At 45.1% G+C, this 23,418-nt stretch carries 21 protein-coding genes and 1 pseudogene; 17 read left to right on the plus strand and 5 right to left on the minus strand.

Going from position 1 to position 23,418, the window contains the following annotated elements:
- Positions 1 to 264: 264 nt before the first annotated feature.
- Genes FPZ45_RS26090 through FPZ45_RS24800 form a run of 4 tightly spaced genes read right to left on the minus strand, consistent with a single transcriptional unit; the run spans position 265 to position 1,933 of the window.
- Positions 265 to 639 carry a LytTR family transcriptional regulator DNA-binding domain-containing protein gene (locus tag FPZ45_RS26090; RefSeq protein ID WP_144707342.1) on the minus strand — a complete coding sequence of 125 codons (375 nt, stop codon included), beginning with the start codon at positions 637 to 639 and terminating at the stop codon, positions 265 to 267.
- Positions 640 to 657: 18 nt separating this feature from the next.
- On the minus strand, positions 658 to 786 hold the full coding sequence (locus FPZ45_RS24790; RefSeq protein WP_144707343.1) for a cyclic lactone autoinducer peptide: 129 nt from the start codon (positions 784 to 786) through the stop codon (positions 658 to 660).
- 6 nt (positions 787 to 792) lie between these two features.
- Positions 793 to 1,308 carry an accessory gene regulator ArgB-like protein gene (locus FPZ45_RS24795; protein WP_144707344.1) on the minus strand — a complete coding sequence of 172 codons (516 nt, stop codon included), beginning with the start codon at positions 1,306 to 1,308 and terminating at the stop codon, positions 793 to 795.
- Positions 1,301 to 1,933 (minus strand): hypothetical protein, encoded by a 633-nt coding sequence (locus tag FPZ45_RS24800; RefSeq protein ID WP_144707345.1) that lies wholly within the window; start codon positions 1,931 to 1,933, stop codon positions 1,301 to 1,303. The genes FPZ45_RS24795 and FPZ45_RS24800 overlap by 8 nt, the downstream gene beginning before the upstream one ends.
- 406 nt (positions 1,934 to 2,339) lie before the next feature.
- On the opposite strand from FPZ45_RS24800, the gene ppdK reads away from it, so the two are divergent.
- The 11 genes from ppdK to FPZ45_RS24855 all read left to right on the plus strand — a co-directional run bounded on the left by ppdK (position 2,340) and on the right by FPZ45_RS24855 (position 17,301).
- Complete coding sequence (gene ppdK, locus FPZ45_RS24805) at positions 2,340 to 5,006, plus strand: pyruvate, phosphate dikinase (RefSeq protein WP_144707346.1); 2,667 nt, start codon at positions 2,340 to 2,342, stop codon at positions 5,004 to 5,006.
- Between the two features lie 22 nt (positions 5,007 to 5,028).
- Complete coding sequence (locus FPZ45_RS24810; RefSeq protein WP_186438566.1) at positions 5,029 to 5,733, plus strand: helix-turn-helix transcriptional regulator; 705 nt, start codon at positions 5,029 to 5,031, stop codon at positions 5,731 to 5,733.
- A complete protein-coding gene (locus tag FPZ45_RS24815; RefSeq protein WP_144707347.1) occupies positions 5,723 to 6,559 on the plus strand; it encodes a pyruvate, water dikinase regulatory protein in 837 nt (278 codons plus the stop codon). The genes FPZ45_RS24810 and FPZ45_RS24815 overlap by 11 nt, the downstream gene beginning before the upstream one ends.
- 129 nt (positions 6,560 to 6,688) lie before the next feature.
- On the plus strand, positions 6,689 to 8,320 hold the full coding sequence (locus tag FPZ45_RS24820; protein WP_186438567.1) for a response regulator: 1,632 nt from the start codon (positions 6,689 to 6,691) through the stop codon (positions 8,318 to 8,320).
- Positions 8,321 to 8,323: 3 nt separating this feature from the next.
- Positions 8,324 to 10,078 (plus strand): cache domain-containing sensor histidine kinase, encoded by a 1,755-nt coding sequence (locus tag FPZ45_RS24825; RefSeq protein ID WP_144707349.1) that lies wholly within the window; start codon positions 8,324 to 8,326, stop codon positions 10,076 to 10,078.
- A gap of 13 nt (positions 10,079 to 10,091) precedes the next feature.
- Complete coding sequence (locus FPZ45_RS24830; RefSeq protein ID WP_144707350.1) at positions 10,092 to 11,090, plus strand: substrate-binding domain-containing protein; 999 nt, start codon at positions 10,092 to 10,094, stop codon at positions 11,088 to 11,090.
- 171 nt (positions 11,091 to 11,261) lie between these two features.
- Entirely contained in the window at positions 11,262 to 12,476 is a 1,215-nt protein-coding gene (locus tag FPZ45_RS24835) for an ABC transporter substrate-binding protein (protein ID WP_186438568.1), read from the plus strand.
- A gap of 175 nt (positions 12,477 to 12,651) precedes the next feature.
- A complete protein-coding gene (locus FPZ45_RS24840) occupies positions 12,652 to 13,662 on the plus strand; it encodes an ABC transporter permease (protein ID WP_144707352.1) in 1,011 nt (336 codons plus the stop codon).
- Between the two features lie 16 nt (positions 13,663 to 13,678).
- Positions 13,679 to 15,187, plus strand: a complete 1,509-nt coding sequence (locus FPZ45_RS24845; protein WP_144707353.1) for a sugar ABC transporter ATP-binding protein — start codon at positions 13,679 to 13,681, stop codon at positions 15,185 to 15,187.
- Positions 15,188 to 15,262: 75 nt separating this feature from the next.
- Positions 15,263 to 16,342, plus strand: coding sequence for a sugar ABC transporter substrate-binding protein (locus FPZ45_RS24850; protein WP_144707354.1), 1,080 nt, complete (start codon positions 15,263 to 15,265; stop codon positions 16,340 to 16,342).
- A 233-nt stretch (positions 16,343 to 16,575) separates the two neighbouring features.
- The gene (locus tag FPZ45_RS24855; protein ID WP_144707355.1) at positions 16,576 to 17,301 is read left to right on the plus strand and encodes a suppressor of fused domain protein; all 726 of its coding nucleotides are present in this window, start codon (positions 16,576 to 16,578) and stop codon (positions 17,299 to 17,301) included.
- A gap of 362 nt (positions 17,302 to 17,663) precedes the next feature.
- Here FPZ45_RS24855 and FPZ45_RS24860 read toward each other — a convergent pair whose 3' ends face one another.
- Positions 17,664 to 19,094, minus strand: a complete 1,431-nt coding sequence (locus FPZ45_RS24860) for a PQQ-dependent sugar dehydrogenase (RefSeq protein WP_144707363.1) — start codon at positions 19,092 to 19,094, stop codon at positions 17,664 to 17,666.
- A gap of 239 nt (positions 19,095 to 19,333) precedes the next feature.
- Here FPZ45_RS24860 and FPZ45_RS24865 point away from each other — a divergent pair, with 239 nt between their 5' ends.
- The 6 genes and pseudogenes from FPZ45_RS24865 to FPZ45_RS24890 form a co-directional block, all read left to right on the plus strand.
- Positions 19,334 to 19,750 (plus strand): MerR family transcriptional regulator, encoded by a 417-nt coding sequence (locus FPZ45_RS24865; RefSeq protein ID WP_144707356.1) that lies wholly within the window; start codon positions 19,334 to 19,336, stop codon positions 19,748 to 19,750.
- Positions 19,750 to 20,256 (plus strand): hypothetical protein, encoded by a 507-nt coding sequence (locus FPZ45_RS24870; protein ID WP_144707357.1) that lies wholly within the window; start codon positions 19,750 to 19,752, stop codon positions 20,254 to 20,256. Before FPZ45_RS24865 ends, FPZ45_RS24870 begins: the two co-directional genes overlap by 1 nt.
- 22 nt (positions 20,257 to 20,278) lie before the next feature.
- A complete protein-coding gene (gene clpP, locus FPZ45_RS24875) occupies positions 20,279 to 20,869 on the plus strand; it encodes an ATP-dependent Clp endopeptidase proteolytic subunit ClpP (RefSeq protein WP_144707358.1) in 591 nt (196 codons plus the stop codon).
- A gap of 415 nt (positions 20,870 to 21,284) precedes the next feature.
- Positions 21,285 to 21,449 carry a hypothetical protein gene (locus FPZ45_RS25490; RefSeq protein ID WP_186438569.1) on the plus strand — a complete coding sequence of 55 codons (165 nt, stop codon included), beginning with the start codon at positions 21,285 to 21,287 and terminating at the stop codon, positions 21,447 to 21,449.
- A gap of 720 nt (positions 21,450 to 22,169) precedes the next feature.
- Positions 22,170 to 22,586 carry a VOC family protein gene (locus tag FPZ45_RS24885; RefSeq protein WP_144707360.1) on the plus strand — a complete coding sequence of 139 codons (417 nt, stop codon included), beginning with the start codon at positions 22,170 to 22,172 and terminating at the stop codon, positions 22,584 to 22,586.
- 323 nt (positions 22,587 to 22,909) lie between these two features.
- Positions 22,910 to 23,053, plus strand: a pseudogene (locus FPZ45_RS24890) (23S rRNA (pseudouridine(1915)-N(3))-methyltransferase RlmH); the annotation flags it as partial.
- Positions 23,054 to 23,418 lie beyond the last annotated feature (365 nt).

Below are 23,418 nucleotides of genomic sequence, written 5' to 3' on the forward strand. Positions count from 1 at the left end.
ACACCTCTAATCCAGGGGGCTGGCCCCCTGCTATTTATCGCGAAAGAATGCTGTCACAAGCAGCTTAGCAACGGGATTTCTGTATGAGGGTGTTTTCAAACTGCACTTTTTTTGACAACTCCACTTTTAGTAGTTCGAGGAAGTGCCATCCATCACCTATCACCATGTTCACGCATCGGGCCATTCGGTCCTCGGTCCAGCGAAGAAACAACCAAGTTCCAACCAAAAAAATACAACCATGAACCATTGCCTTTAAGCAATAGTTCATGGTTGTAAATTGTTTTTATTACTTGCGAGATGCTGGAGGACTTTTGATACGTTACTGATCGAGAGTGTACATTGTTTAGATGACTTACTTTCTCCAAAATATGCAATTCTAAAGATTCTATCGACATGATGGACTTTCGATAGATGCACTACATTTACTCGATCAACCATCTCAAAATCCTCGCCCGATGATTTTAAAGCTTCTAACCAGTACCTAAGAGTCCCCGGTGCATAGAATAATTCGTCCCAGGTATGAAGGATAATCATGTCCTTGTTTCTAGAATTGCTCTCGAAGAACAAGATGTCCTCCACTGGTAGTTCTATAAGACCTGTCTTTCCTTCTGAGTCCCGGGAGACAGTAAGTCTCCGCATTGGAAGTCCTCCAAACGATTATTTCTTCAGAAGTTCTTTAGGTACATTAGGCTGATTGAAATACCAAATACTAGCTGTCGTTGTTACCAGAATAGTTGCCATAGCTGCAAGAAACGTCGCTAATCGAAAAGCTACTTTTGTTTTCATTTGTATTCACCTCCTCCACCGGATTAATGTCATAGATTGTACGAAATAAGCGGCTGATAAAACCGAAGAGTTAAACAAGAAATTGGTTGAAATCATGAGTGCGGAAATAATCTTAAGTATTGGGTAATATTTTGGTGGTATTCGTGTCTGATTCTCGATTCTTGATGGAGCAAAAAGGATTACGAGTAACAAACTAATTGAATTTAGAATCATTAGAATAGGTTGAGTGAAGTCAGCCATTGAGAATATTGTTATCATGAAGACAGATACTAGGATGCATAATTCCCCTGATTTAATATGGATGCCTCCGGAAACTTGACGTAATAAAGCGTATCCGACAAGGGCTATGATCGTTTCAGTCATTCGATTGGTTAGGAGTGCGACCCCGATGGATAGGATGACGATCGAAATGGCATTAATGAAAGCAACAATCGGAAACTTGAGCACCTCTATACTTGCCGGATGGTCAGGAGCAGCGTGTTTTATGCTCACTGCAAGTTTATGTGCGACTCGTTCAATCATTCTCAGTTTCCTTTCTAATTGTATAGAAGATAAAAAAGAGTAAAGTAATTAATAGAAAGACGATGTCAATATAGACCGACCTCTGCGATGCCAACACCACAAATCCAATCACAATAACGCCAACAAGGCTGTATAGCATAGATCGTTCCCACTTTGGCTGATGTTTTTCAAAGGAGAACGACAACCCTATCCCAAATTTGTATAAAGAAAATGCAATAACGATTCCAATAATCCCCGTTACTGACTGCATAACATATACGCGGTAGAGTTCTTCTTGGAACCATTCAATTGGTTTGCCTGAAATAGCGACTAGGAAAACCTGGAAGAGGATGGTCATCACAGAACCAAAAGCACTGATAAGAGTAGACCAAATCAGCGGCACTCTTAAAACGTTCATTGTAAAAAAGGTTAAGAGTACAAGATTGATGATTGGAACGAGTATGGAGAGCGCAAGTTCCTCCCGCAGAACATAACTTTGTAAACTCATTGTCAATGTTAGAAGAACAATTGACCACATATAGTCAGAAGCCTTAAAACGAAAAATGGCTAGCATGATGGCCACAATCGCATAGCTTTCGAGCATCGAGAAAAACACGAACTCAAGAAATCCCGTAAAAGCATTCATATCGTTGCTCCTAATGTAGTGTAATTTCGAAGTGAAATAAATCGTCTCGAAACCGTAACTTCCAATTACAATTGCAAATATGAACTCATTCCCATCCGGTGATAAGATTCGTCATTATGGAAGGTAATCCCTCCTTTGTGTCGAAGAAAATTAAATCAGACCCTTTAGGAAACCTCCTGAAATTAGGAAATTTCCCGAAGGGTTTTTGTGATTGAACCAGAAAATGCATTAGTGGTCATACGTAATTATATATGACTATTATATGGATTAAAAAATATATATTGCGTCATTTATGAGTTATAAATATAATTATGACATACAATAAAGGGTGTGCTGGAAAGAGAGGCATACTAATCCACTATTGCAGCTAAGAGAAGTGCATCTAAAAAACAGGGAGAGATCGCAAATGACAAAGAAAATGGTGTATGCGTTCGCGGAAGGAAATGCGAAAATGAAAGCTTTGCTCGGCGGAAAAGGCGCGAATCTGGCGGAAATGACTCGTTCCGGTCTGCCTGTTCCTCCCGGGTTCACGATAACGACCGAGGCTTGTCATGCTTTCTTTCAATCGTCCAATCGAATCCCTGATCATCTAATGGAACAAATACAGCTTGATCTTCACCGGCTCGAAGAAGATACAAACCAAAAGTTCGGCGATTCTTCTTGTCCGCTCCTCGTATCGGTTCGATCGGGCTCCGTCTCGTCCATGCCGGGAATGATGGACACGATTCTTAATTTGGGTTTGAACGATGATACTGTGAAAGGGTTGGCGGCGTTAACCGGGAATGAACGGTTCGCCTACGATTGCTACCGCCGGTTAATCCAAATGTTCGGCAATGTCGTTCTCGGGATCGAGTCCTTTCGTTTTGAGATTCTACTTCACAAGATGATGAAAAACAGCGGTGCGGGGCAAGACCAAGAGGTGACGGTCGAAGGTTGGCGGAGTCTGATCGAGGACTACAAGCGATGCGTGAAGACGAACGCGGGACGCGAATTCCCGCAGGACGTACATGAACAGCTCAAGCTGGCCATAGAAGCTGTTTTCAAATCCTGGAACAACCACAGGGCGCAAATTTACCGTAAAATCCACCATATCCCAGACGCTCAAGGTACGGCGGTTAATATCCAGAGCATGGTATTCGGCAATAAGGGCGATGATTGCGGCACTGGTGTCGTGTTTACACGCAATCCGTCAACGGGCGACGGTGAACTGTTCGGCGAATATCTTGTGAATGCCCAGGGCGAAGACGTGGTGTCCGGCGTTAGAACCCCGCAATCCATCGAGACGCTAAAAGATGTGATGCCGAACATCTATGATCAATTGGTACAGGTCTGCAAGAAACTAGAGCAACATTATAGGGATATGCAGGACATCGAGTTCACGGTCGAAAATGGCAAGCTATACGTATTGCAAACGAGGAGCGGCAAGCGTAATGCCCAGGCGGCGTTGAAGTTGGCCGTCGAATTCGTGAAGGAAGGCGTGATCAGTCGCGAAGACGCGCTGCTAAGAATCGAAGCATTCCACCTTGATCAGCTGCTGCACAGGGGTATCGACGAGAGCAAGGATCTTGAGGTACTGGCGACCGGGTTGCCGGCTTCGCCGGGCGCGGCAATTGGCGTTGCGGTATTCGATGCGGATACTGCAGCCGATTGGAGTCGTGCAGGCAAGCAAGTGATATTGGTCCGTCCGGAGACAACGCCGGAAGATATTCATGGCGTTCTGGTGTCGGAGGGTGTCCTAACAAGCCGCGGCGGGATGACGAGTCACGCAGCGGTCGTGGCTCGGGGAATGGGCAAGCCATGCGTTTGCGGCTGCGAAAGCGTACGCATCGATGTCGAAGGGCGTCGGATGTTTGCAGGCGAACGCGTTATCGAGGAGGGAGATTGGATCACCCTTGATGGCGCTAGCGGCAGGGTGATTATGGGTACCGTACCCCTTAGGGAAGCGGCTATGACGACCGAGCTGCGCGAGATTCTCGAATGGGCCGACGATATTCGCAAATTACGCGTTTACGCCAATGCCGACAACCCCGAGGATGCGAACACGGCGCGCGGCTTCGGCGCAGAGGGCATCGGATTGTGCCGGACGGAGCATATGTTCTTTGCCCCTGAACGCCTGGCGGCCATGCAGAGGATGATCATGGCGGAGACGGTAGACGAACGCAAAGCTGCGCTGGATCAGCTCTTGCCGATGCAGCAATCCGATTTCGAGGGCATCTTCCATGCGATGGACGGTCTTCCCGTTACGATACGTTTGCTTGATCCGCCATTGCATGAGTTTCTCCCTAACACAGCCGAGCTTCAGCGCAAGCTGGAAGATGCAGAGTCGACAGCGGAAAAGGCGTTGCTCAAGCGCATGATCCGCAAGGTTCATGAGCTGCATGAATCGAATCCGATGCTCGGGCAGAGAGGATGCAGACTAGGGATAGTCTACCCTGAAATCTACGATATGCAGATAGAAGCCATTTTCAAAGCGGCATCCGCCTGTATGGATAAGGGGATATCCGTTTTACCGGAAATTATGATTCCGCTTGTTGGCCACGCGGCTGAATTGCAACGCTTGCGAGAGTTGGTGGATCGGGCCGCTGAACAAGAGTTTCCTGCCGATAAGAAAAGAGATTGCAAGTATAAAGTAGGAACTATGATCGAAGTGCCTCGCGCCGCCCTAACCGCTCGACAAATCGCGGCTCACGCAGACTTCTTCTCGTTCGGCACCAACGATTTGACACAGATGACATTCGGCTATAGCCGAGACGACGCCGAAGGCAAGTTTCTGACTCATTACATGGACCAAAAGGTTCTTCCGCATAACCCGTTCCAGGTACTGGACTCTGAAGGGGTAGGCCAATTAATCGAATTGGCGGTCGCGGCGGGACGTTCCTTGAAGCCGACGCTTAAGACCGGCTTATGCGGCGAGCATGGAGGAGAAAAAATGTCGATCGCATTCTGCCACGAGACCGGATTGGACTACGTCAGTTGTTCGCCATATCGGATACCGTTGGCCCGTATAGCTGCCGCTCAAGCCGCAATTGAACAGAAGTTCTGGACGGAAATGCGGGAAATGGCAGCGGTGTGATACGAGTGCCGTATCGGTTATAATGAGCAAAGAGGTAAGATATTGCGGGAGGGGAACCCATATCGAATTAACATCCCGTCAATTGGAAATCATCGCGTTGATCCAAAAAAGAGCTCCGATTACCGGAGAGCAAATTGCTGAACATCTCGGCGTAACACGTCCCACCATACGATCCGATCTTGTGCTGCTCGTTATGCTGGGGTTGATCGATGCCAAGCCGAAAGTCGGCTATTTTATCGGCAATACGATAATGAAGCAGAAATCCGACATTTCGGTCGTTACACAGCGGCCAGTTAAAGCAATTATGGGTATCCCGATCGTTCTGCGGGGAACCGCAACCGTGAACGATGCCGTCGTCACGATGTTTCTCGAGAACGTCGGCAGCCTCATCGTCGCGAATGCTTCCGGGGCGTTGGAGGGTATCGTATCGCGCAAAGATTTGTTGAAGGTGACCGTGGGTAATCCCCAGGCTTCGAACGTTCTGCTCAGCATGGTTATGACCCGCTATCCGAACATCGTGACGGTGTCGCCTGACGACAACGTGCACGATGCTATGCACAAAATGATTATGCACGAAGTCGACGGTTTGCCTGTCGTTCTACCGATCGAATCTAGCGAAGGACCGGGCAAAGTAGAAGTGGTCGGCAGAATTACGAAGACGATCGTGATGAAACTACTGTACGACGCGACAGTAGCGAACAATAGGGAGCGGATTGATGTTGAATGAACAAAGCAGCACAATATTCGTATGCTCGGATTCCGTCGGGGAGACTGCGGATGCCGTTGTGCGCGCAACGCTTAGCCAATTCGATGCCGAGAAAGTGAACGTTAAACGTTGGTCGCATATTAAATCGGAAGATGAGATCAGGAATATCATGGAAGAGGCTGCGCGAATCGGCTGCTTTGTCGTTTATACACTCGTTCTACCCGAATTGCGGGAGATGATCCGGCAAGAGGCCATTCGGTTAAAGGTGTTTGCTGTAGACATCATGGGGCCGGTTATGGAAGCATTCGTCCATACTTTTCATTTCGCGCCCAAAGAAACACCCGGCTTGCTTCACCAACTAGATACCACGTATTTCAAAAGAGTAGAAGCGATCGAGTACACGGTAAAATGTGACGACGGACAGGCACAGGCCGACTGGCAGAAAGCAGATATTATGCTGCTTGGCGTATCGAGAACATCCAAAACGCCTCTAAGCATTTTCCTGGCACACAAAGGATACAAAGTGGCCAATTACCCGATCGTTCCAGAAGTGAATCCGCCTCAAGCGATGTTTGAGTTGGGCAATTGCATCTTCATCGGACTAACGATGAGTCCGGAGAGTCTGGTAAGGATACGTGCAGAACGGTTGAAAGCGATGGGCTTGCCCCCAACAGCCGCCTACGCTTCGCTGAAACGCGTAACCGAGGAACTGGAATTCGCTCAAGCTATTTACAGGAAATTGGGCTGCATCGTTCTGGATGTGACGGAGCGGGCGATTGAAGAGACGGCGGGGACGATCGTGGAGCGAATCTCGGAATCTAGATTCATGTACGAGATAAATACTTAAGCCTTCTGTAGAGCGTGCGCATGCACGCTCTTTTCTATATACAGTATGAACGAACATTCCTATAATAAAAGTTTGAAAGCTAAAATCATGTTAACGTCGAAATCGGACATAAGTCAGACGGAGGGCAACATGTACAAAATAGCAATCGTTGACGACGAAGATGAAATCAGGGAAGGCATTGAAGATCTCATCCAATGGGAGAATCATGGTTTTCAATTTATAGGAAGCTTTGAAAACGGGAATGAAGCGCTGAAAGTATTCGAAGATCGGGTCCCCGATTTGGTGCTGACGGATATTTGTATGCCCTATATGGACGGGGTTGAGCTGACTCGCTATCTTGCGGATAAGTATCCGTTGACCAAGGTGATTATGCTGACCGGTTATGATGACTTCCAGTACACCCAGCAGGCGATTCAGCTGAGGGTATATGATTACATTTTGAAACCGTTCTCAGCCAATCAGCTTCGAAGCGTGCTGGATAAAGCCAAACTCGAAATGGATGAAGACAATCGAAAGAAAGAAGACATCCACAAGCTTAAGCTCCAATTGAATCAAAGCTTGCCGCTATTAAAAGAACGGTTCCTCGAAAGCTTAGTCACGGCGCCGATGAAGGGAAAAGAAATAGAGGAGAAGCTGGCATTTTTTAATCTCCCTCTTTCAGGACCTTGTTACGTTGCAATCGTTATCGATGTGGATGATTTCGGTGAACGAGAGTTGTCCCAATCCGTGACGGAACAGGAATTGATGTATTATGCGGTCTACAATATTATCGAAGAAATTATGGGTTCAGATCAAAGTATTGTTTTTCGCAATCGCGAAGACAGAATCGTTGTGATCCTATCCGATGAAGATACATCTAAGGTTCAGGGAACGGCTCAAGCTCTTTCGGAAGAGACGCGGAATAGCGTAGAGAGTTATTTGAGATTTACGGTAACGATCGGCATCGGCAATCCCATCCGTTCTTTGCAAGGAATCGTTCAAGCGTATCAAAGCGCATTGGCAGCGCTAGATAACCGGTTCTTATTAGGGAAAAATAAAGTCATCACGTATCCTGAACTTGATATCAACCAACGTACACACATTGCCATGTACCCGGAGTGGGAGAAAAAGCTGATCCTGGCCGTAAGAACAGGGACGGGCAAAGAAGTCAACGAGGCAATTGAAGACTATATCCGAAATTTAAAAAACGCATTCATTCCGATGAAGCAATGTTATTTCTATATCCATAAAGTTTGCTTGGCCCTCAAGGATACCATGGAGGAATTCGGGCAATTAGAGCTTTTCGGAGATCCAATAGAGCGATTGGCGGAAATAGATCAATACAAAACGTTAGATGAAATAGAACGATGGTTATCCGTCATTTGCAAACAGATTGTCGAATCCGTATCCGGGCAAAGCAACAATTTATCGAAGTCGAAAGTTTTGATGGCCGAGAAATATATCAAAGATCATTTTTCCAACGAATCATTAGCTTTGTCGGATGTTTGTCAACATGTGCAGATCAGCCCGAGCTATTTCGGTACGGTGTTCAAAACCTATACGGGAGAAACCTTCATTGAATATGTAACCCGGATCCGGATTGAGAAGGCGATGGAGCTCCTTAAATGCACCGATCTGAAAACCTATGAAATCGCTCACAATACAGGTTATAAAGACCCTCATTATTTCAGCTTAATATTCAAGAAGAAAGCAGGCGTTTCACCTACGGAATATCGCGGGAGAATCAGGAACGATCCACAGCCTGAAGTGGAGGGGGATTGACAATTGCGCCTGTTCGCGTTTAAACGTATTCAATCGAGTATCGCGGTTGCTTTCTCCTGTTTAATTTTATTAACGACTTTGATATTGAGTTTTATTTCCTATCATTTGTCGGCGGATGCAGTAAAAAAGAAATCACAGGACTCTACCAATGAGATTATCGACCAAGTCAATACAAGCATTAATTCCTATATATCAAGTATGGAATATATATCCGTGATGGCGTTGAATAATGCGGATATTAGAGATTTTATCCGATCCTCAAGTCATGTTAATCTGGTTAGCGATAACGAAACCAGACTGAGAATCAGAGATTATTTCCATTCCGTGTTAAGTTCTCATAAAGATATTACGTCGGTCATGCTATTCGGCGCCAACGGCTCTCTTTATGTATCCGATCGGGACAAACCTAATTTGAAGCCGAATTTGAATGCGAGCAAACAAACCTGGTTCGTAAAAGCTAAGGAAGCACAAGGGTTAGTTGTGGTTTCACCGCCGCATATTCAAAACCTGTATCAAAAAGAATACCGCTGGGTGATCACGTTAAGCCGGGAAATTCGGAGCGCGGATGACAAACAAAGTCTGGGTGTATTTTCAATCGATTTGGATTTCGATGTCATCAACAAAATATGCAACGATATCCGTATAGGAAGTAGCGGCTATCTATTTATCGTGGATGAAGTGGGTAAAATCATCTATCATCCTCAGCAGCAAATCCTTTATAGCAATCTGAAATCGGAAATGATAGACCAAGTTCTTAGTTCCGATACAGGAAGCTTTACAACCGATGAAGGCAATGAAAGCCGGATGTACATGATCAAAAAATCAGGTTATGGCTGGAACATTGTCGGTGTTGCCTATCTGAATGAGCTTGTGAGCAATAAACAGGAGATGCAGCAGTCGTTGTTCCTCTGGGGTTTTGTATGTCTGATGATTGGCTTGGTATTGGCAATCCTGCTCTCTCGTAGATTGTCTAGTCCGGTGAAAAGGCTTGAGGCGTGTATGAGGGAAATTGAAAAAGGCAATTTCGACATCCGATCAGACATCCTTTCGGTCAATGAGATCGGTAAATTGAGTTTACGCTTCAACATGATGATCGGTAAAATAAGAGAACTCATGGATCGTATTATGGTGGAACAAGAGTTTAAACGAAAAAGTGAGATGAAAGCGCTTCAGGCGCAAATTAATCCGCATTTTCTTTATAACACGCTAGGTTCCATTGTTTGGATGGCTGAAAAGAACAAGATGGAAGAAGTCGTAACGATGACCGTGGCGCTAGGCAACTTGTTCCGCGCCAGTATTGGCAAAGGCAGCGAGCTCATTCCCATTCAGGCGGAAATGGAGCATATCAAACATTATTTGACGATCCAGAAAATACGGTACAAGTCTATGGATTATCAAATTCATGTCGACGATCGAATATTGAATTTCAAAACGCTGAGGCTGATTTTGCAACCGCTAGTTGAAAATTGTATCTATCATGGAATCAAATATAAAACCGGTACAGGAATCATTCAAGTGACAGGCGAGCTTATGGAAGATTGTATATTGCTCAAAGTGATCGATAACGGAATAGGGATGCAAGAAGAACAACGGGAACGAATTCTATTACAGGATGAACCCTTCGAGGATAAAGGGGTAGGCGTCACCAACGTTAACGAACGATTGCGTCTTGCCTTCGGCGAACGTTATGGGTTGAGCTATAATAGCGTCCTTGGGAAAGGGACCGAAGTAACGGTCTGCATCCCCATTATCGATTAGGGAAGGCGATTCGATGTTTACGAGAAAAAAGGTATTGCTGATAGGCCTGTTACTAGCCGGCTCATTGTTCATCATCGTATTTGGATTCTTTCATTTCGCTCCGAAAAAAGCATCGGATGTAAAGCCTAAGATTATGATCGTTACCAAGACAAGCGATCCGAACGTGGAATTCTGGCAGGCATTAGCTGCAGGGACCAAAGTTGCGGCGAAGGAGTTCGGGGTTGATATTGAAATTGTAGGTCCACGAACGGAAAGTGATGTAGAGGGTCAAATTAACCTATTAAATACCATCGCTAATTATGGACCACTGCCCGATGCCATTATTCTGGCTCCGATCGATTATGAAGAGATGATGCCAACGATCGAAAAAATAAAAAAAGCAGGTATTGAGCTTGTCACTATCGATTCCTCCGTAAAGAGCGGTTTATCGAGTAGCGCCATCTATACAGACAATATCGCGGCAGGAGACAAAGCGGGGACCGAAGCAGCTGCGTTACTCAGCTCTTCGTCAAGGGTTGCGATTATTAATTCGGATAAAGAGTCATTATCGTTATATGAAAGGGAAAGCGGTGTAAGACAGGCGTTAGCACGCTTTCCCGGAATCCGCATCCTGGACACTTACTTCTGTCATGGCGAGGAGGAGAAGGCTTATGAAATCACGAAAAACCTTCTCAGTGGCCATGATCCGGTTGACGGAATCATTACTCTGAACGAAACGACTACACAAGGCGCTGCTCGGGCCGTAAAAGATTTGGGATTCCAACGAGGGGTGAAGCTGGTTGGATTCGACAGCTCAATTCAAGGAATTAGTCAGCTGGAAGAGGGAGAACTTCAGGCGATCGTTGTGCAGAAACCATTCAATATGGGGTATTTGGCTGTGAAAACATCCGTTAAAGTCTTAAACAAGATGAAAGTCGATTCGCACATCGATACGGGTTCAGAGGTGATTACCCAAGCGAATATGTACACGGATGAGAATGAAAAGCTTCTTTTCCCGTTCGGAGAAAGGTAGTGTGAGGAACAATTGAATAGGAATCGGGTGCTCCTCGGTAGTATTCTTCTAATCGTTCTATCCCTTGCCCTATGGAGTAATAGGGCTGGAACGGGAAGCCATTCCGTCCAACCTATAGTAGATTCGGACAGCAATCTGGCCGCTGGTAAAAGGGTTTATGAAGGCATCATATTGAGAGCGGCCTTAATCGGCGGCGGGACGTACGAGCCTTTGTACGAATCCATTGCGAAATTCGAGCGGGATACCGGTGCCAAGGTAGAGATCGCTTTTAAAGGGAATAATTACGAGTTGGACAAGAAGATCAATCAAGATGTCGTCAAACATTCGATTAACTATGATGTCATCTCGACGCATTCAAACCTTTTTTTGCAGTATGCCGACGATTTAGAACCTTTGAATTCTTGGTTTACGGATGATGAACTCCAAGACTTCTCCCCGTCTATTCTGTATGCCGGAAAGATAGACGGAGATCAGCTCATGATTCCGAGATTGGCGGATATCAGCGTGTATTTTTATCGCACGGATCTGTTTCATGATGAAGCGAACAAAAGTAAATTCAAAGCCATCTACAAATATGATCTAGCCCCGCCTGAGACCTTAGATCAATTGAAAGATATCGCGGTTTTTTTCTCAACGATAGAGTACGGCTTATCCGGCATACAGTTTGCCGGTAAAGAAGAAGCGATCACAGGCCGGTTCATGGAACTTACGCAGGCATTCGGCGGCGACTTTTTCGACGAGAATAAGAAAGTGATTTTGAATGAAATAGGCGGATTAAAAGCTGCCCAGTATTTACGCGATTTGTATTCTGTGGGGGCAATGCCGAAAGACATGCTTAATTACCTCTGGGATGAAGAGGAATATAACTTTGCAAGCGGTAAAGTGGCCATGTATTCGGAGTGGCCTGGTTGGTATTCCACGTTGGATGACCCGACAAGTTCAACCGTAGCAGGGGAGTTCGATGTTTTTCGCGCTCCGGCTGGACCCAGCGGCGTTCATCCAGGCTGGGGCGGTGCCCATGGATTCGCGATTATGAAGTCAAGTAATCATAAACAAGCGGCTGCAGCGCTTGTTAAGTTTTTGACGAGCGAGGAGAACTTGACAAGTGAATCGAAACTCGGTTTTGCCCCCGTTCGTTTGTCCGTATGGGAAAAGGTGTTAAACGATGCCAAGACGGGGGATCCTCGCAAACAGAATTTTTACAAAGTACTGAATACGGCGCTAACGGAGGACTTCCGTACCCCTCCTCCAATTAAACAATGGATTCCCTTGTCTGATATTTTATACCCCTATCTCCAGCGCATCATAGTCGGGGACATTTCCCCCAAGCAAGGACTGGACGCCGCAGCGAAGGAAATTACGAGAATGATGGCTGAACCTGAATGAATCCTATGAAAGACAGAAGCTGCCTCTCCAATATTGGGAAGGCAGCTTTGTCTATGTAAAGTGGAAATCTAGACCATCAACGTGGAAATCTCCATTAACTTTAGATGACAATCCAAGTACTATCTTCATATGAGTTGTGACGATTTAGAGAAATTCTTAGCTGGAGGGCACGTGCATGAAGAACAGTATCGAGTTAACGGCAGAGAACCAAGAAGTCAAAGGTAAGAGCAACGTTGTGGTAGCCCTCCTTAAGCGAAGCGATACGAGTGTAATCGTAGCAACGCTTGTGTTGTTCATCGTATTTGCGATTGGATCTTCAAGTTTTTTATCTTCTTACAATCTATTCAATGTGTTTAGGACCACTTCGTTGTATATGTTCGTGGCTTTAGGTCAAGCCATCGTGCTTGTCATTGGCGGGATGAATTTGTCCTTGGGCGCGATCGGTGGACTCGCGGTCGTGACCGCGGGCGTTGCGATGGACACCTGGGGGCTGCCTTGGTGGATGGGTATCATTCTAGCCATCATCGTCGGCGCTTTAGCCGGATTTATTAACGGAATTTTTATTGTTCGGTTCAAACTGAATTCTTTCGTTGTCACGCTGGCGTCTTCGTTTATCTTCACGGGCCTCGTATTCGGAATTTCGAAAGGGTACCCGTACACCGGAATTCCGAAAGGATTTACTTTGATGGGCAGGGACGGGTTCCTGGGGATCCCCTACTTGTTCTGGCTAATGATCGTGACATTATTCGTCTTGTGGTACGTATTCAAGTACACGGTAATTGGCAGACAAATTCTCGCGACGGGCGGCAATATCGTCGCTGCGAGATATTCGGGCATCAAGACGGATCGGATTATTCTGCTCGGCAACGTATTATCGGGAGTTTTTGCTGCCGTCGCAGGCTTGTTATGGATATCGCGTATGGGCTCGGCTACGCCGGCAACCGGAAGTGATTGGATGATCATTTCGTTCGCGGTTGCGGTCATTGGGGGCACAGCTCTTAGCGGGGGTGCGATCAGCGCCATTGGACTTGGAACAGCCGCGTTGATGATTGCGTTAATCAATAACGGATTAATTATGTTAGGCGCAAATGTGTATTTCGAACAATCCTTCCTTGGCGTCATTATCATGCTGGCGGTTCTAGCCGAAAGCTTCCGTATGAAGCTACATTCATCACGCAAACGCTAAGAAAGGAGAGTTCAATATGCTGGAATTACGGGGCATCAGCAAAATTTTCCCGGGCGTCAAAGCGCTCGATAATGTATCGATAACGTTTCACCCTGGTGAAGTGCACGGGCTTCTTGGGGAAAATGGAGCCGGCAAAAGCACATTGATTAAAATTATATGCGGCATGTACCAACCGGACGAAGGCGAAGTGTTCCTAAACGGCAAGCAAGTACGTTTTGAAAGCTTCCGGGATGCCATGGAACATGAGATCAGTATCGTAAACCAAGAAATCCAAGTCATTCCCCAGTATACGATCGCGGAGAACATCTTCATTGATAAGATCGGTAAATATGCGAAAGCAGGAATCGTAAATTGGAAGCTTATCAATGAGATGGCGGGCAAATATTTGAAGATGGTCGGTTTGGAGTTGGAGCCTACGACCATTATTGGCGGATTGAGCGCCGCCCAGAAGCAGCTCGTGCAAATCGCTAAGGCGCTATCCTCCAATGCGAAGGTACTGTTGTTAGATGAACCTACTTCTTCCTTGACCAAGCATGAAGCGGAATATCTGTTTGAGCTTGTCGCCAAGCTGAGAGAGCAAGGCGTTGTCCTGATATTCGTTTCCCATAAGCTTGAAGAAGTATTGGCGATATGCGATAAGGTGTCCGTGCTTCGCGACGGTAGTTACGTAGGGACCAAAGTGCGGGAAAATTTGACCAAACAAGATATCGTCAAGATGATGATCGGTCGCGAGACCCAAGATCGTTACTTGGGAAAATTGGATATCAACTATGATTGTAAAGTGCTAGAGGTCAAAGATTTATCGCAAGCCGGAAGGTTTAGCAATATTAACTTTGATTTGTACGAAGGTGAAATATTAGGTTTCTACGGACTCGTGGGCTCGGGCCGAACTGAGCTAGCGAAGATCATCATCGGCGAAGATAAGAAAGATTCCGGCGAAATCAGGATTCACGGCAAGAAAGCCGTCCCTGAAAGCATGGCAGACAGTCTGTACAAATACCGGCTTGGCTATGTATCCGAGAATCGCAAGGAAGAAGGTCTCCTGCTAGACGAAAGTGTAAAAACGAATATCGGAATTACGATCTGGAAGAAGATCGTTCATCCGCTTACGCGGAAGCTGAATTTGACATCGGAGAAGTCCGAAGCCAATAGAATGGTCGAAGCGCTCAAAATAAAAGTAACCAGTGCTGATGATATTGTTGGAAAACTCAGCGGGGGAAACCAGCAGAAGGTAAGTATAGCGAAGTGGCTGGCGGCCGGATGCGACATTCTGATCATCGATGAGCCTTCTGTCGGTGTTGATGTCGGGGCGAAGGAATATATACATCAGTTGATTTGGGATTTGGCGAAAGTCGAGAAGAAATCGATTATCGTCATCTCCTCCGATTTGCCCGAGTTGTGTACGCTTGCCAGAAGAATATTAGTGTTCAGCGATTATCGAATCGCAGGCGAATTAAACGACATCAATGACAAATACCACACGTATGACGAGTTAAGCGGTCGCATTGGGCAGTACATGGCTTAGGTTTCAACTGGAAGCACTCCCTGCTTCCGTTTTAATTAAAAATGAAAAGGCTTTCACAATTGAGGAGGAATCAAGATGAGAAAAGTAAAAAAAGCGGGTCTTCTTTCAATGGGTACAGTATTGCTTCTAGGAACGGTATTGGCAGGCTGTGGATCTAACAACTCTAGCAATTCTTCTCCAAGCTCGGCAAAGGCTTCGCCGGCAGCAGAGCCTGCAAAAGCAGCTAATTATAAACTGGCTTGGTATGCATCCGCTCCGCATCCCTATTTCGAAGAAGTGAAAAAAGGCGTAGAAGCATTTGAAAATGACTTCGGCATTCCGGTTGAAAAACAAATCGGGCCGGACTGGAATCAACCAAGTCAGACAGATAATGTACAAGCTCTAGCGGCAAAAGGGTATAAATATTTCTCAATCTATCCATCGGATGGAAGCGGTGCTAACGGACTTTACGAAGAGCTGACTGCGCGCGGCGTGAAGTTCGTCAACTTCGGAGCTTCTACGGTTCTGCCAACTCCTGCATCGTTCTTCGTGGGGACGGACGCCAAAGTAGCGGCCATGCAAGCGACAGAGAAGCTGATCAGCTTGATGGGCGGCAAAGGTAATATCGTAAACGTGCTTGAAGTACTGGAAGACTCGAATACGAAATTACGTAAAGAAGGCGTCGAAGAAGTCGTCAATAAATATCCAGATGTTCATATCATTCAAGAAATTTCCGGCATGAAGAGTACGGAAGAAGCGGTTCAGAAAGTAGACAGCGCAATTGCTGCCAATATCGATAAAGTAGACGGCATTATCGCAACCGGATTTACACCTTCCGTTGCCATCGCTCAGGTTATGGACGATTACAAGAAAAAAGGCGGCAACCGGACGATTCATTCGATCGGCATCGATACGGACCCTATCGTAATTAAAGCCATTAAAGATGGCGTGATGGATGCGACGATTGCACAGAACTCTTACGGCGCCGGATACTTGTCCATGCTATTGCTGAAGCTAATGGCTGACGGTTATTCGCCGAAGGAAGACGCGTACGCGGTTGACGGCGGCATTGTCGTCGTGACGAAAGACAATGTAGATACGTATGAAGGCGATATTAGGGATGAAACGAATAATCTTAAAAATGCATTGTTAGCCACTTATTTGGAAAAGAAATAATATTGGCGAAAAATAGAGCCTAACTCAAAAAAGCCTGTGGTCTAATGTCTAATTCTCACAGGCTTTTTTGCGTTCAAGAAAAACTCCAGGTTCCCAATTCTCAAACTGTCCGTTTCCTCCAATAATATCTTCGTCGATTTGATAAATTGGGAGGTATGGGGTTTATCCCCTGTATATGGACATTATGGTATGATGAAATAGAAAAAAACAGAGGTAGCAAAGGAGAGGCGAACATGTCGAAATCGACGGAATATTCGGAGTCGGGGAATCCGATCTATCGCTATAGTGATAAACAACAGGAATGGCGGCCTCCGGAGTACGGGGAAGATAAATGGATCAAGAAAATCGAAGACCACGTGCGTCAGCATATCGGGGAAATTGATTCCGTATTTCACGAAATCCTATCGGATGTCGTACATATTGACGTCCACTTCATTAAACCGACTCCCGAACGAAATTATTATACTTTAATCACAACTGGCATGAGTTTTTTGCCCATGAATACGCCGGAAGGAGCGGAAGGCTGCGAATACGCGGAATTGATGATTTGCTTGCCGCCGGATTGGCCGATCTCGCAAGAAGATTTAGAAAATCCAGATCACTATTGGCCTATCCGATGGCTGAAAATGTTGGCCCGTTTTCCCCATGACTTCGACACTTGGCTAGGCTGGGGGCATACAATTCCAAATGGAGATCCGGCCCAACCGCTATCGCAGCAAACGGGAATGAGCGGAATCATTTTACTGCCTCCAATTCATGTGGACGAAGATTTTCTTTCGCTAGACATGGGGGATGGGCGGAACTTAGACTTCTATGCCATCATTCCTCTCTATTCGGAAGAACTGGACCTCAAGTTGAAGCATGGAAGCGAACCGCTTCTGGATAAGTTCGACGAATTCGGCATTAGCGAGATCCTCGATTTGAACAGGCGCAATACGTGCAAACAGCAGATCATCTAGAGTTTACTTTTAATAAAAAGTATTGGACAGATGAAGGGTTAAAGCAATTTGCAAGTAAAGATAACTCATTGGATTATTACAAAAAGAAGGGTCTAGAAATTGATTCTCCAGCAGAATATAAAACCAAATAAGCGGGTTACTTAAATATTTTATTTGGAAAAATTAAGTACAGTTAAAGCAATGCATTTTCAGAAGATGATCCCATGGGGTCATCTTTTTTTATGCATATGAGTTGGGCTAAAATGCGTCCGATCCGCCGATCTATCAACAAAAGTTTATTGGGGACTATTCTTGCTGCGACCGCTGCGGCTCAAGCTTAAAGCAACCCCAATGTGGTTGGGGCTGCTTCAACATATTCCGCTCTATGGAACAATTTCAAATACGGATCCTTCGTGGTAATCGGCCACTTTCATGGAGCCGTAAACCCCTAAATACAATTTGGTTTGATTCATGTTCGCTCCTAAACTTACATAATAGGCGGATTGAGAACCAAATGGATAGTCGACGTCCATCACGCTAAAATCGTTTAGCTTACAATCCATTCTTGGCCGAGTGTAAGCTAAAGCCCCTCTAACCGGAAGTTGAGAATCTTTGGCCCGAACGGCTAGATCGGTAAACACAACGTTTCCCGTTAAACCGGGGATTTCATTTCCCATGTACGGCTGGACTCCCGTAAGTGCAGTTGCTCTAAATTTATCGGTTCGGGGCTCTTCATGAAAATAACTTATGAGGGGCGGAAGACGCCGCGCTGAAGTTTTTACTGCATCATCGTAATAAGCAATCGTTTTCTGATCTAATGCCGGATTTGCAGAGCAGCTTGTTATGAACGAAGTAGGAAAATCGCCTTCCCACCCTCGCCAGCCAAAGTTAACAAATCCTTCTTGGTCAAGTTCAGACTTCTTTAATGAAGCTTGAATAAGCTGAGTAACCGGTATCGGTCTATAATGGATAAACGAAAAAATCGACTCTACGAGATCTTGTCCGACAATGCCGACGTATTTGATATAGCGATGATAAAACCTTTGAAATGAAATGCCTGAAATGTTGCGAACGCCTTTGGCGATTACCGTTAGCGTTTCTTGAATAGGTACAGGCAGCTCATCAAAACGCGTAACTACGGGCGGTTGATCGATGAATGTATTTTTAGTGACGTCGATTTCTATTATTTTACCTGCGATTTCCATATCGTCTTGGCTTAAATTAAATGGATCATATCCCGATCCGCCATCTCCGGTTGTCAAAACAAGTTTCCCCGTTTCAGGGGAAAAATTTAAGCTATTGACGCCGTTATGGTTTAAAAACGGTCTTCTTATTTGAAGTAATGTCCGCCGTTTTTGAGGCTGACCATTCGGTTGAAGAATCCATTCTTCTAAGGTATCGATATGATCGTATTCCTTATCTCGGTTTATCCATTTTCGGTTTAAAGTTCCAGGATCGCACGGGTTAGGCTTAAAGGGTTCGGAGGAAGCATTCGGAATAGCGCCCGGACCTTGCGCTCCGGCTATCGAATAATAAAGATAGAAAAGACCGTTGTAATAAAATCCGGGATGAAACGCAAGTCCTATCAATCCCCGCTCATCATATCCTCCGCTTGAAACGCCCAGTTGCAGGATTCGCGGGCGAATATCCAAAAAAGTCCTTATCTCTCCGTTTCGTATGTAAAAGATCTCTCCCACCTGGGTTGAAATAAATAAGCTTTCAATGGAATCGCCCGGAAGGTAAGCCGTTTTCAAAACAGTGGGCATATTTAATTTGCTTACGATGGGCCGTAATCGAACCTTAACTTTTATCAATTTCATTTTTCACTCCTTCCTATTGTTCTTTAATAAAAATATGGCTGGAACGGTTCTATTAGTACTGGATGTCAATCGTAGCGACGTACGAGTTAACAGTTTCGGCGGCTCAAATTGAAAGCGATTTTAAAGTTCACCCTCGGGAACTTCTTTATTTTGACAAATGAATAACGTTACAGTAAACTGTAAACAATACACTGAAGTGTAACAGAAACAGTTGAATGTCTTGGAGGTGTGCCATGAATAGCTATACCGCTAAACAAATTGCTGAAATTCTCCAACAAGATGACCCGCGCTTGAATCTGCGAACGGTAAGGTACTACACGCAAATTGGGATGGTACCGCCACTTGAATTAAGGGGTAACAAGAGGGTTTACACAGATCGTCACATCCATTACTTTCGTGCCATTATTACCTTGTCAAGAACTGGGGAAACACTGGCTTCCATTCAGGAAACATTAAAAAAACTTTCCATGGAGGACATCGAAAAAATAAGTCAGCAATTCATATTGTATGAACCTAGTCGAATTATTGAAAACGAAACTCTAAAGATAACGGATGATGTCATTATAACGATTAGCCCTCGAATTTCTGCGGAGTTAAAACAAAGAGTAATCGATTCGGTATCACAAGCACTAAGGGGTGAAAATCAATAATGCTTGACATTAAATTAGCCAAGTCAAAGATGGAGAACGAAGAAGGAATGAATCATCTATGGATTCAGTTATTTCGGGATGGAAAAGTTCAGTCCCAAAAGTCGGAAATCCAAATACGACTACCAAAGGGTATCTACCGCTCGCATAATCTCAATGGTTTGGTTGAGAATGAACGAGAACATATCGTAGTCGATGCCCCCGACCAAGATGTTATCATAGAAATCTATACCCAAGCTTCGATTCAATGTGGCGAAATGACTATCGTAGTAAGCTTATTGACAGCCGAGACCACGGTAAGCAAAGAAATTTCGATTCAAGTCGTCGAAGAAGATGAAATGGACATGGTCGAGATTGACGATCAAGTAGTCGAACGAATTAAAGAATTAAGCCATGCCACTCCACCCTGCGAAGAAGGAACGAATTTTGTATCAATTCAACCAAGGATACTGGAGAAAAGGGATAATGAATTTTCGTACTTAGAAAAGAAATACCGTATTGACTACTGATGATGAAGAGGTGGGAGTATCCATGAATCTGATTCCTTATGTTGTTGAACAATCCTCTAGGGGCGAAAGAGCCTACGATATTTACTCTAGGCTCCTGCAAGACCGCATCTTATTTGTTTCCGGAGAAATTACAGACGATGTTGCCAATAGCGTTATAGCACAACTTCTATATTTAGATGCTATGGATTCGGAAAAAGACATCAACATGTATATCAACTCACCTGGCGGATCAATTACAGCAGGCATGGGAATCTATGACGCCATGCACCTAGTAAAGGCTGACGTAACAACGCTGTGTGTTGGCATGGCGGCTTCAATGGGTGCCTTTTTATTGGCAAATGGAGCGAAAGGTAAGCGGCTAGCACTTCCTAACAGTGAAATCATGATACACCAACCTCTCGGTGGAGCGCGAGGTCAAGCAACTGATATTGAAATAAGCGCGAAACGCATCATTCGATTACGAGATAAAATAAACAAGATATTTTCTCAACAAACAGGTCAAAATCTTGAGAAGATTGATAGAGATACCGATAGAGACAATTTTATGGATGCTCACGAAGCTAAGACGTACGGCTTAATTGACAAGGTGATTCATGTGGCACATATTACTTAACGATCTGTTCTAAGAATTTAAGAACCCCATGAACATATGAAAAAAATCAAGACTCCGGGCTTCTAATCTTGTTTCTTCAAAAAGCTGCCTTTTTGTAACCTCTTCTAAAGTTTCCCCAAGTTCAGTAATGCATCTTTAATACTTTCAAATTCTTCTATGCGTCCAAATCACTCAATCAAATACTGAAGAGGTTCTGGATCTGGTTAATGTATTTCAATATCGAACAGGGACTACGAGAACCCAGCCTGAACTCATTAATCTTTATAATGAGAAAGGAGATTTAAGTAGATTAGAAAAATGGCTTAAGGAGGCAGGCGTTGCAGAGGCAATTCCTGAAGATAAAAAAATAAAAACCATACAGGTTTTTACTTATTATTATTAAGTTGATGGACAGACGGTAAGGACGAACGGTTATATGTACGTTATATTTGAGGATGATAGTGGATATAGCAAGCTTGCTGAACTGCCGGCATTTATTGAAGATGTTTATCCGTATGATGAGTCTATGAATGCGTCCATTATTCTTCATATGGGCAAGAATGGCTGGCGTAAAATGGGCGATACTAAGTTCCTCTTGTAGGCGAGAAATGAGCATTGTCCCTTACTATCAGAGGACAATGTCTCGACATTCGGGAACTGCCTGACGAGAAAACGCCGGACTCAATGAGCCCCGCGGAAGAGGAGCAGGTGCGCATCTGCAAAGGCGAACGTATACTTGCGGCTTAGGAGTCGGACGGCCACGTCGTCGCCCTTGCCATTGACGGCGAAACTTGGACGAGCGAGCAGTTGGCGGCTTGCTTGTGAGCCGAGCGCTTGCTCCACCGCAAGGGAGCGAAACAGCTTGCTGTAGCGTTGTTTGTGCCCCACGAATTAGTAGGTCCATCCGAATCCGGCATGACAAGTCGTACAGAACAAACGAATCGCCGGTACGTGCAGATAGGATTTCCTCTTGAAGACTGACAGAGGACGTACGGTTCGCGTCCCATTGGTACCTTTGCGAATCACATGCTGCACCGACAGGCAGATCGGGCAGCTTTGAAGATGGGCGACGGGAGTGGCGTCGATATGAAGTTCATTGGTCGACAAACAGAATCTGGCTTACGTGTAACTCTGGTATGTTAGATGTTTTGCCATTTCTAACCTCTGGTTACTACATCAAGCGCTGATTTCGGTTTTGAGACTTATTTTCAAGATTCACGCTTCCGAATCAAGTAGACCGATGAATTCCCGGATCGGCTTTCGTCTAAATAAACGAAGGCATCAATGACAACAAACCAATTTGACGATGAGGTGTTTAAAAATGGCATTAATGTCCACATTCACGAGCTTCAATCTGCCTGTAAACAACGTAGAAAAATCGAAGGCGTTCTTCACCGGACTCGGATTCGAGCTCAACCCGCAATTCCCCGAGAATGAGAAGTCGGTAGCCATCGTGATCGGCGACAACCTGCAGGTCATGCTGCTCACCAAAGAACTTTTAAAGTCGCTCACGCAGAAGGAAACCGTTGATACGGAAAAGTATGCGCAAATGACGATCGCTTTGGCCTTCGAGAGCCGAGAAAAGGTGGATGAAATCGTGAATACTGCGGTCTCCTTGGGCGGGAAATCGTACGAAGAACCTGAGGATTATGGATTCATGTATCATTGGGCCTTCGAGGACTTGGACGGCCATATGTGGGCAATCAACTACATGAACACGGATGCAGCTCAAGGTTAAGGATAACGGAGAGCACACTCTTACTTGGATTAACAAGGGAAGACGCCGGGCACCTTCCCCGGCGTCTTCTTCGCGATGATTACTTTTGTTCGAGGATGATAGTGGATATAGCAAGCTTGCTGAACTGCCGGCATTTATTGAAGATGTTTATCCGTATGATGAATCTATGAATGCGTCCATTATTCTACATATGGGCAAGAATGGCTGGCGTAAAATGGGCGATACTAAGTTCCTCGTATAGATGAGAAATGGGCTTTGTCCCTTGCTATCAGAGGACAATGTCTCGACATTCGGGAACTGCCTGACGAGAAAACGCCTCCTGCGCCGACAAGAAGCTCAGCTTCGGGCGCATGACTTACCCGCATCAGTTGATGCGGGTTATTTTGCTGGAGCAGGTTTATCGGGGGGGTAAGATTAATCGGGGTGATGCGTATCGCACATACTGGTACAGCGGAAAGTTGAGTTGAATGTAGAAGTCACAATGTTAAAAAGTAAATACAGGTAGATAGTCACTAAACTCGACACATGTGGAGTGCTCAATATTGATGGTACGAAAATGAAAAAATGAGACAATAGCCCTAGTTTGAAACAAATAGATGAGAGGTGATAGTATTACAAATAGTGGTCAAACAAAGGGCTGAATTCATGATTGATACTGCTATGCTAGATAATATGTATAACATAAAAAGGAGTGAGGACAATGACCATATGGAGTGCTACGATAAAAATGCAGTCGAAAAACACCCTCGTATGAAATAAAATGAAAGCTAACGAGGGGACGAGTGACAATGAACAGGTACGACAAGGCATTCAAAGAAGAAGCAGTAAGATT

Source organism: Cohnella terricola (assembly GCF_007786475.1).
In the GTDB taxonomy this organism is placed as follows: domain Bacteria; phylum Bacillota; class Bacilli; order Paenibacillales; family Paenibacillaceae; genus Cohnella; species Cohnella terricola.

Bases quoted from the DNA above. Each gene is read 5' to 3' on its own strand.
- FPZ45_RS26090 (WP_144707342.1), bottom strand. From the start codon at position 639: ATGCGGAGACTTACTGTCTCCCGGGACTCAGAAGGAAAGACAGGTCTT.
- FPZ45_RS24790 (WP_144707343.1), bottom strand. From the start codon at position 786: ATGAAAACAAAAGTAGCTTTTCGATTAGCGACGTTTCTTGCAGCTATG.
- FPZ45_RS24795 (WP_144707344.1), bottom strand. From the start codon at position 1,308: ATGATTGAACGAGTCGCACATAAACTTGCAGTGAGCATAAAACACGCT.
- FPZ45_RS24800 (WP_144707345.1), bottom strand. From the start codon at position 1,933: ATGAATGCTTTTACGGGATTTCTTGAGTTCGTGTTTTTCTCGATGCTC.
- ppdK (WP_144707346.1), top strand. From the start codon at position 2,340: ATGACAAAGAAAATGGTGTATGCGTTCGCGGAAGGAAATGCGAAAATG.
- FPZ45_RS24810 (WP_186438566.1), top strand. From the start codon at position 5,029: ATGAGCAAAGAGGTAAGATATTGCGGGAGGGGAACCCATATCGAATTA.
- FPZ45_RS24815 (WP_144707347.1), top strand. From the start codon at position 5,723: ATGTTGAATGAACAAAGCAGCACAATATTCGTATGCTCGGATTCCGTC.
- FPZ45_RS24820 (WP_186438567.1), top strand. From the start codon at position 6,689: ATGTACAAAATAGCAATCGTTGACGACGAAGATGAAATCAGGGAAGGC.
- FPZ45_RS24830 (WP_144707350.1), top strand. From the start codon at position 10,092: ATGTTTACGAGAAAAAAGGTATTGCTGATAGGCCTGTTACTAGCCGGC.
- FPZ45_RS24840 (WP_144707352.1), top strand. From the start codon at position 12,652: ATGAAGAACAGTATCGAGTTAACGGCAGAGAACCAAGAAGTCAAAGGT.
- FPZ45_RS24845 (WP_144707353.1), top strand. From the start codon at position 13,679: ATGCTGGAATTACGGGGCATCAGCAAAATTTTCCCGGGCGTCAAAGCG.
- FPZ45_RS24850 (WP_144707354.1), top strand. From the start codon at position 15,263: ATGAGAAAAGTAAAAAAAGCGGGTCTTCTTTCAATGGGTACAGTATTG.
- FPZ45_RS24855 (WP_144707355.1), top strand. From the start codon at position 16,576: ATGTCGAAATCGACGGAATATTCGGAGTCGGGGAATCCGATCTATCGC.
- FPZ45_RS24865 (WP_144707356.1), top strand. From the start codon at position 19,334: ATGAATAGCTATACCGCTAAACAAATTGCTGAAATTCTCCAACAAGAT.
- FPZ45_RS24870 (WP_144707357.1), top strand. From the start codon at position 19,750: ATGCTTGACATTAAATTAGCCAAGTCAAAGATGGAGAACGAAGAAGGA.
- clpP (WP_144707358.1), top strand. From the start codon at position 20,279: ATGAATCTGATTCCTTATGTTGTTGAACAATCCTCTAGGGGCGAAAGA.
- FPZ45_RS25490 (WP_186438569.1), top strand. From the start codon at position 21,285: ATGTACGTTATATTTGAGGATGATAGTGGATATAGCAAGCTTGCTGAA.
- FPZ45_RS24885 (WP_144707360.1), top strand. From the start codon at position 22,170: ATGGCATTAATGTCCACATTCACGAGCTTCAATCTGCCTGTAAACAAC.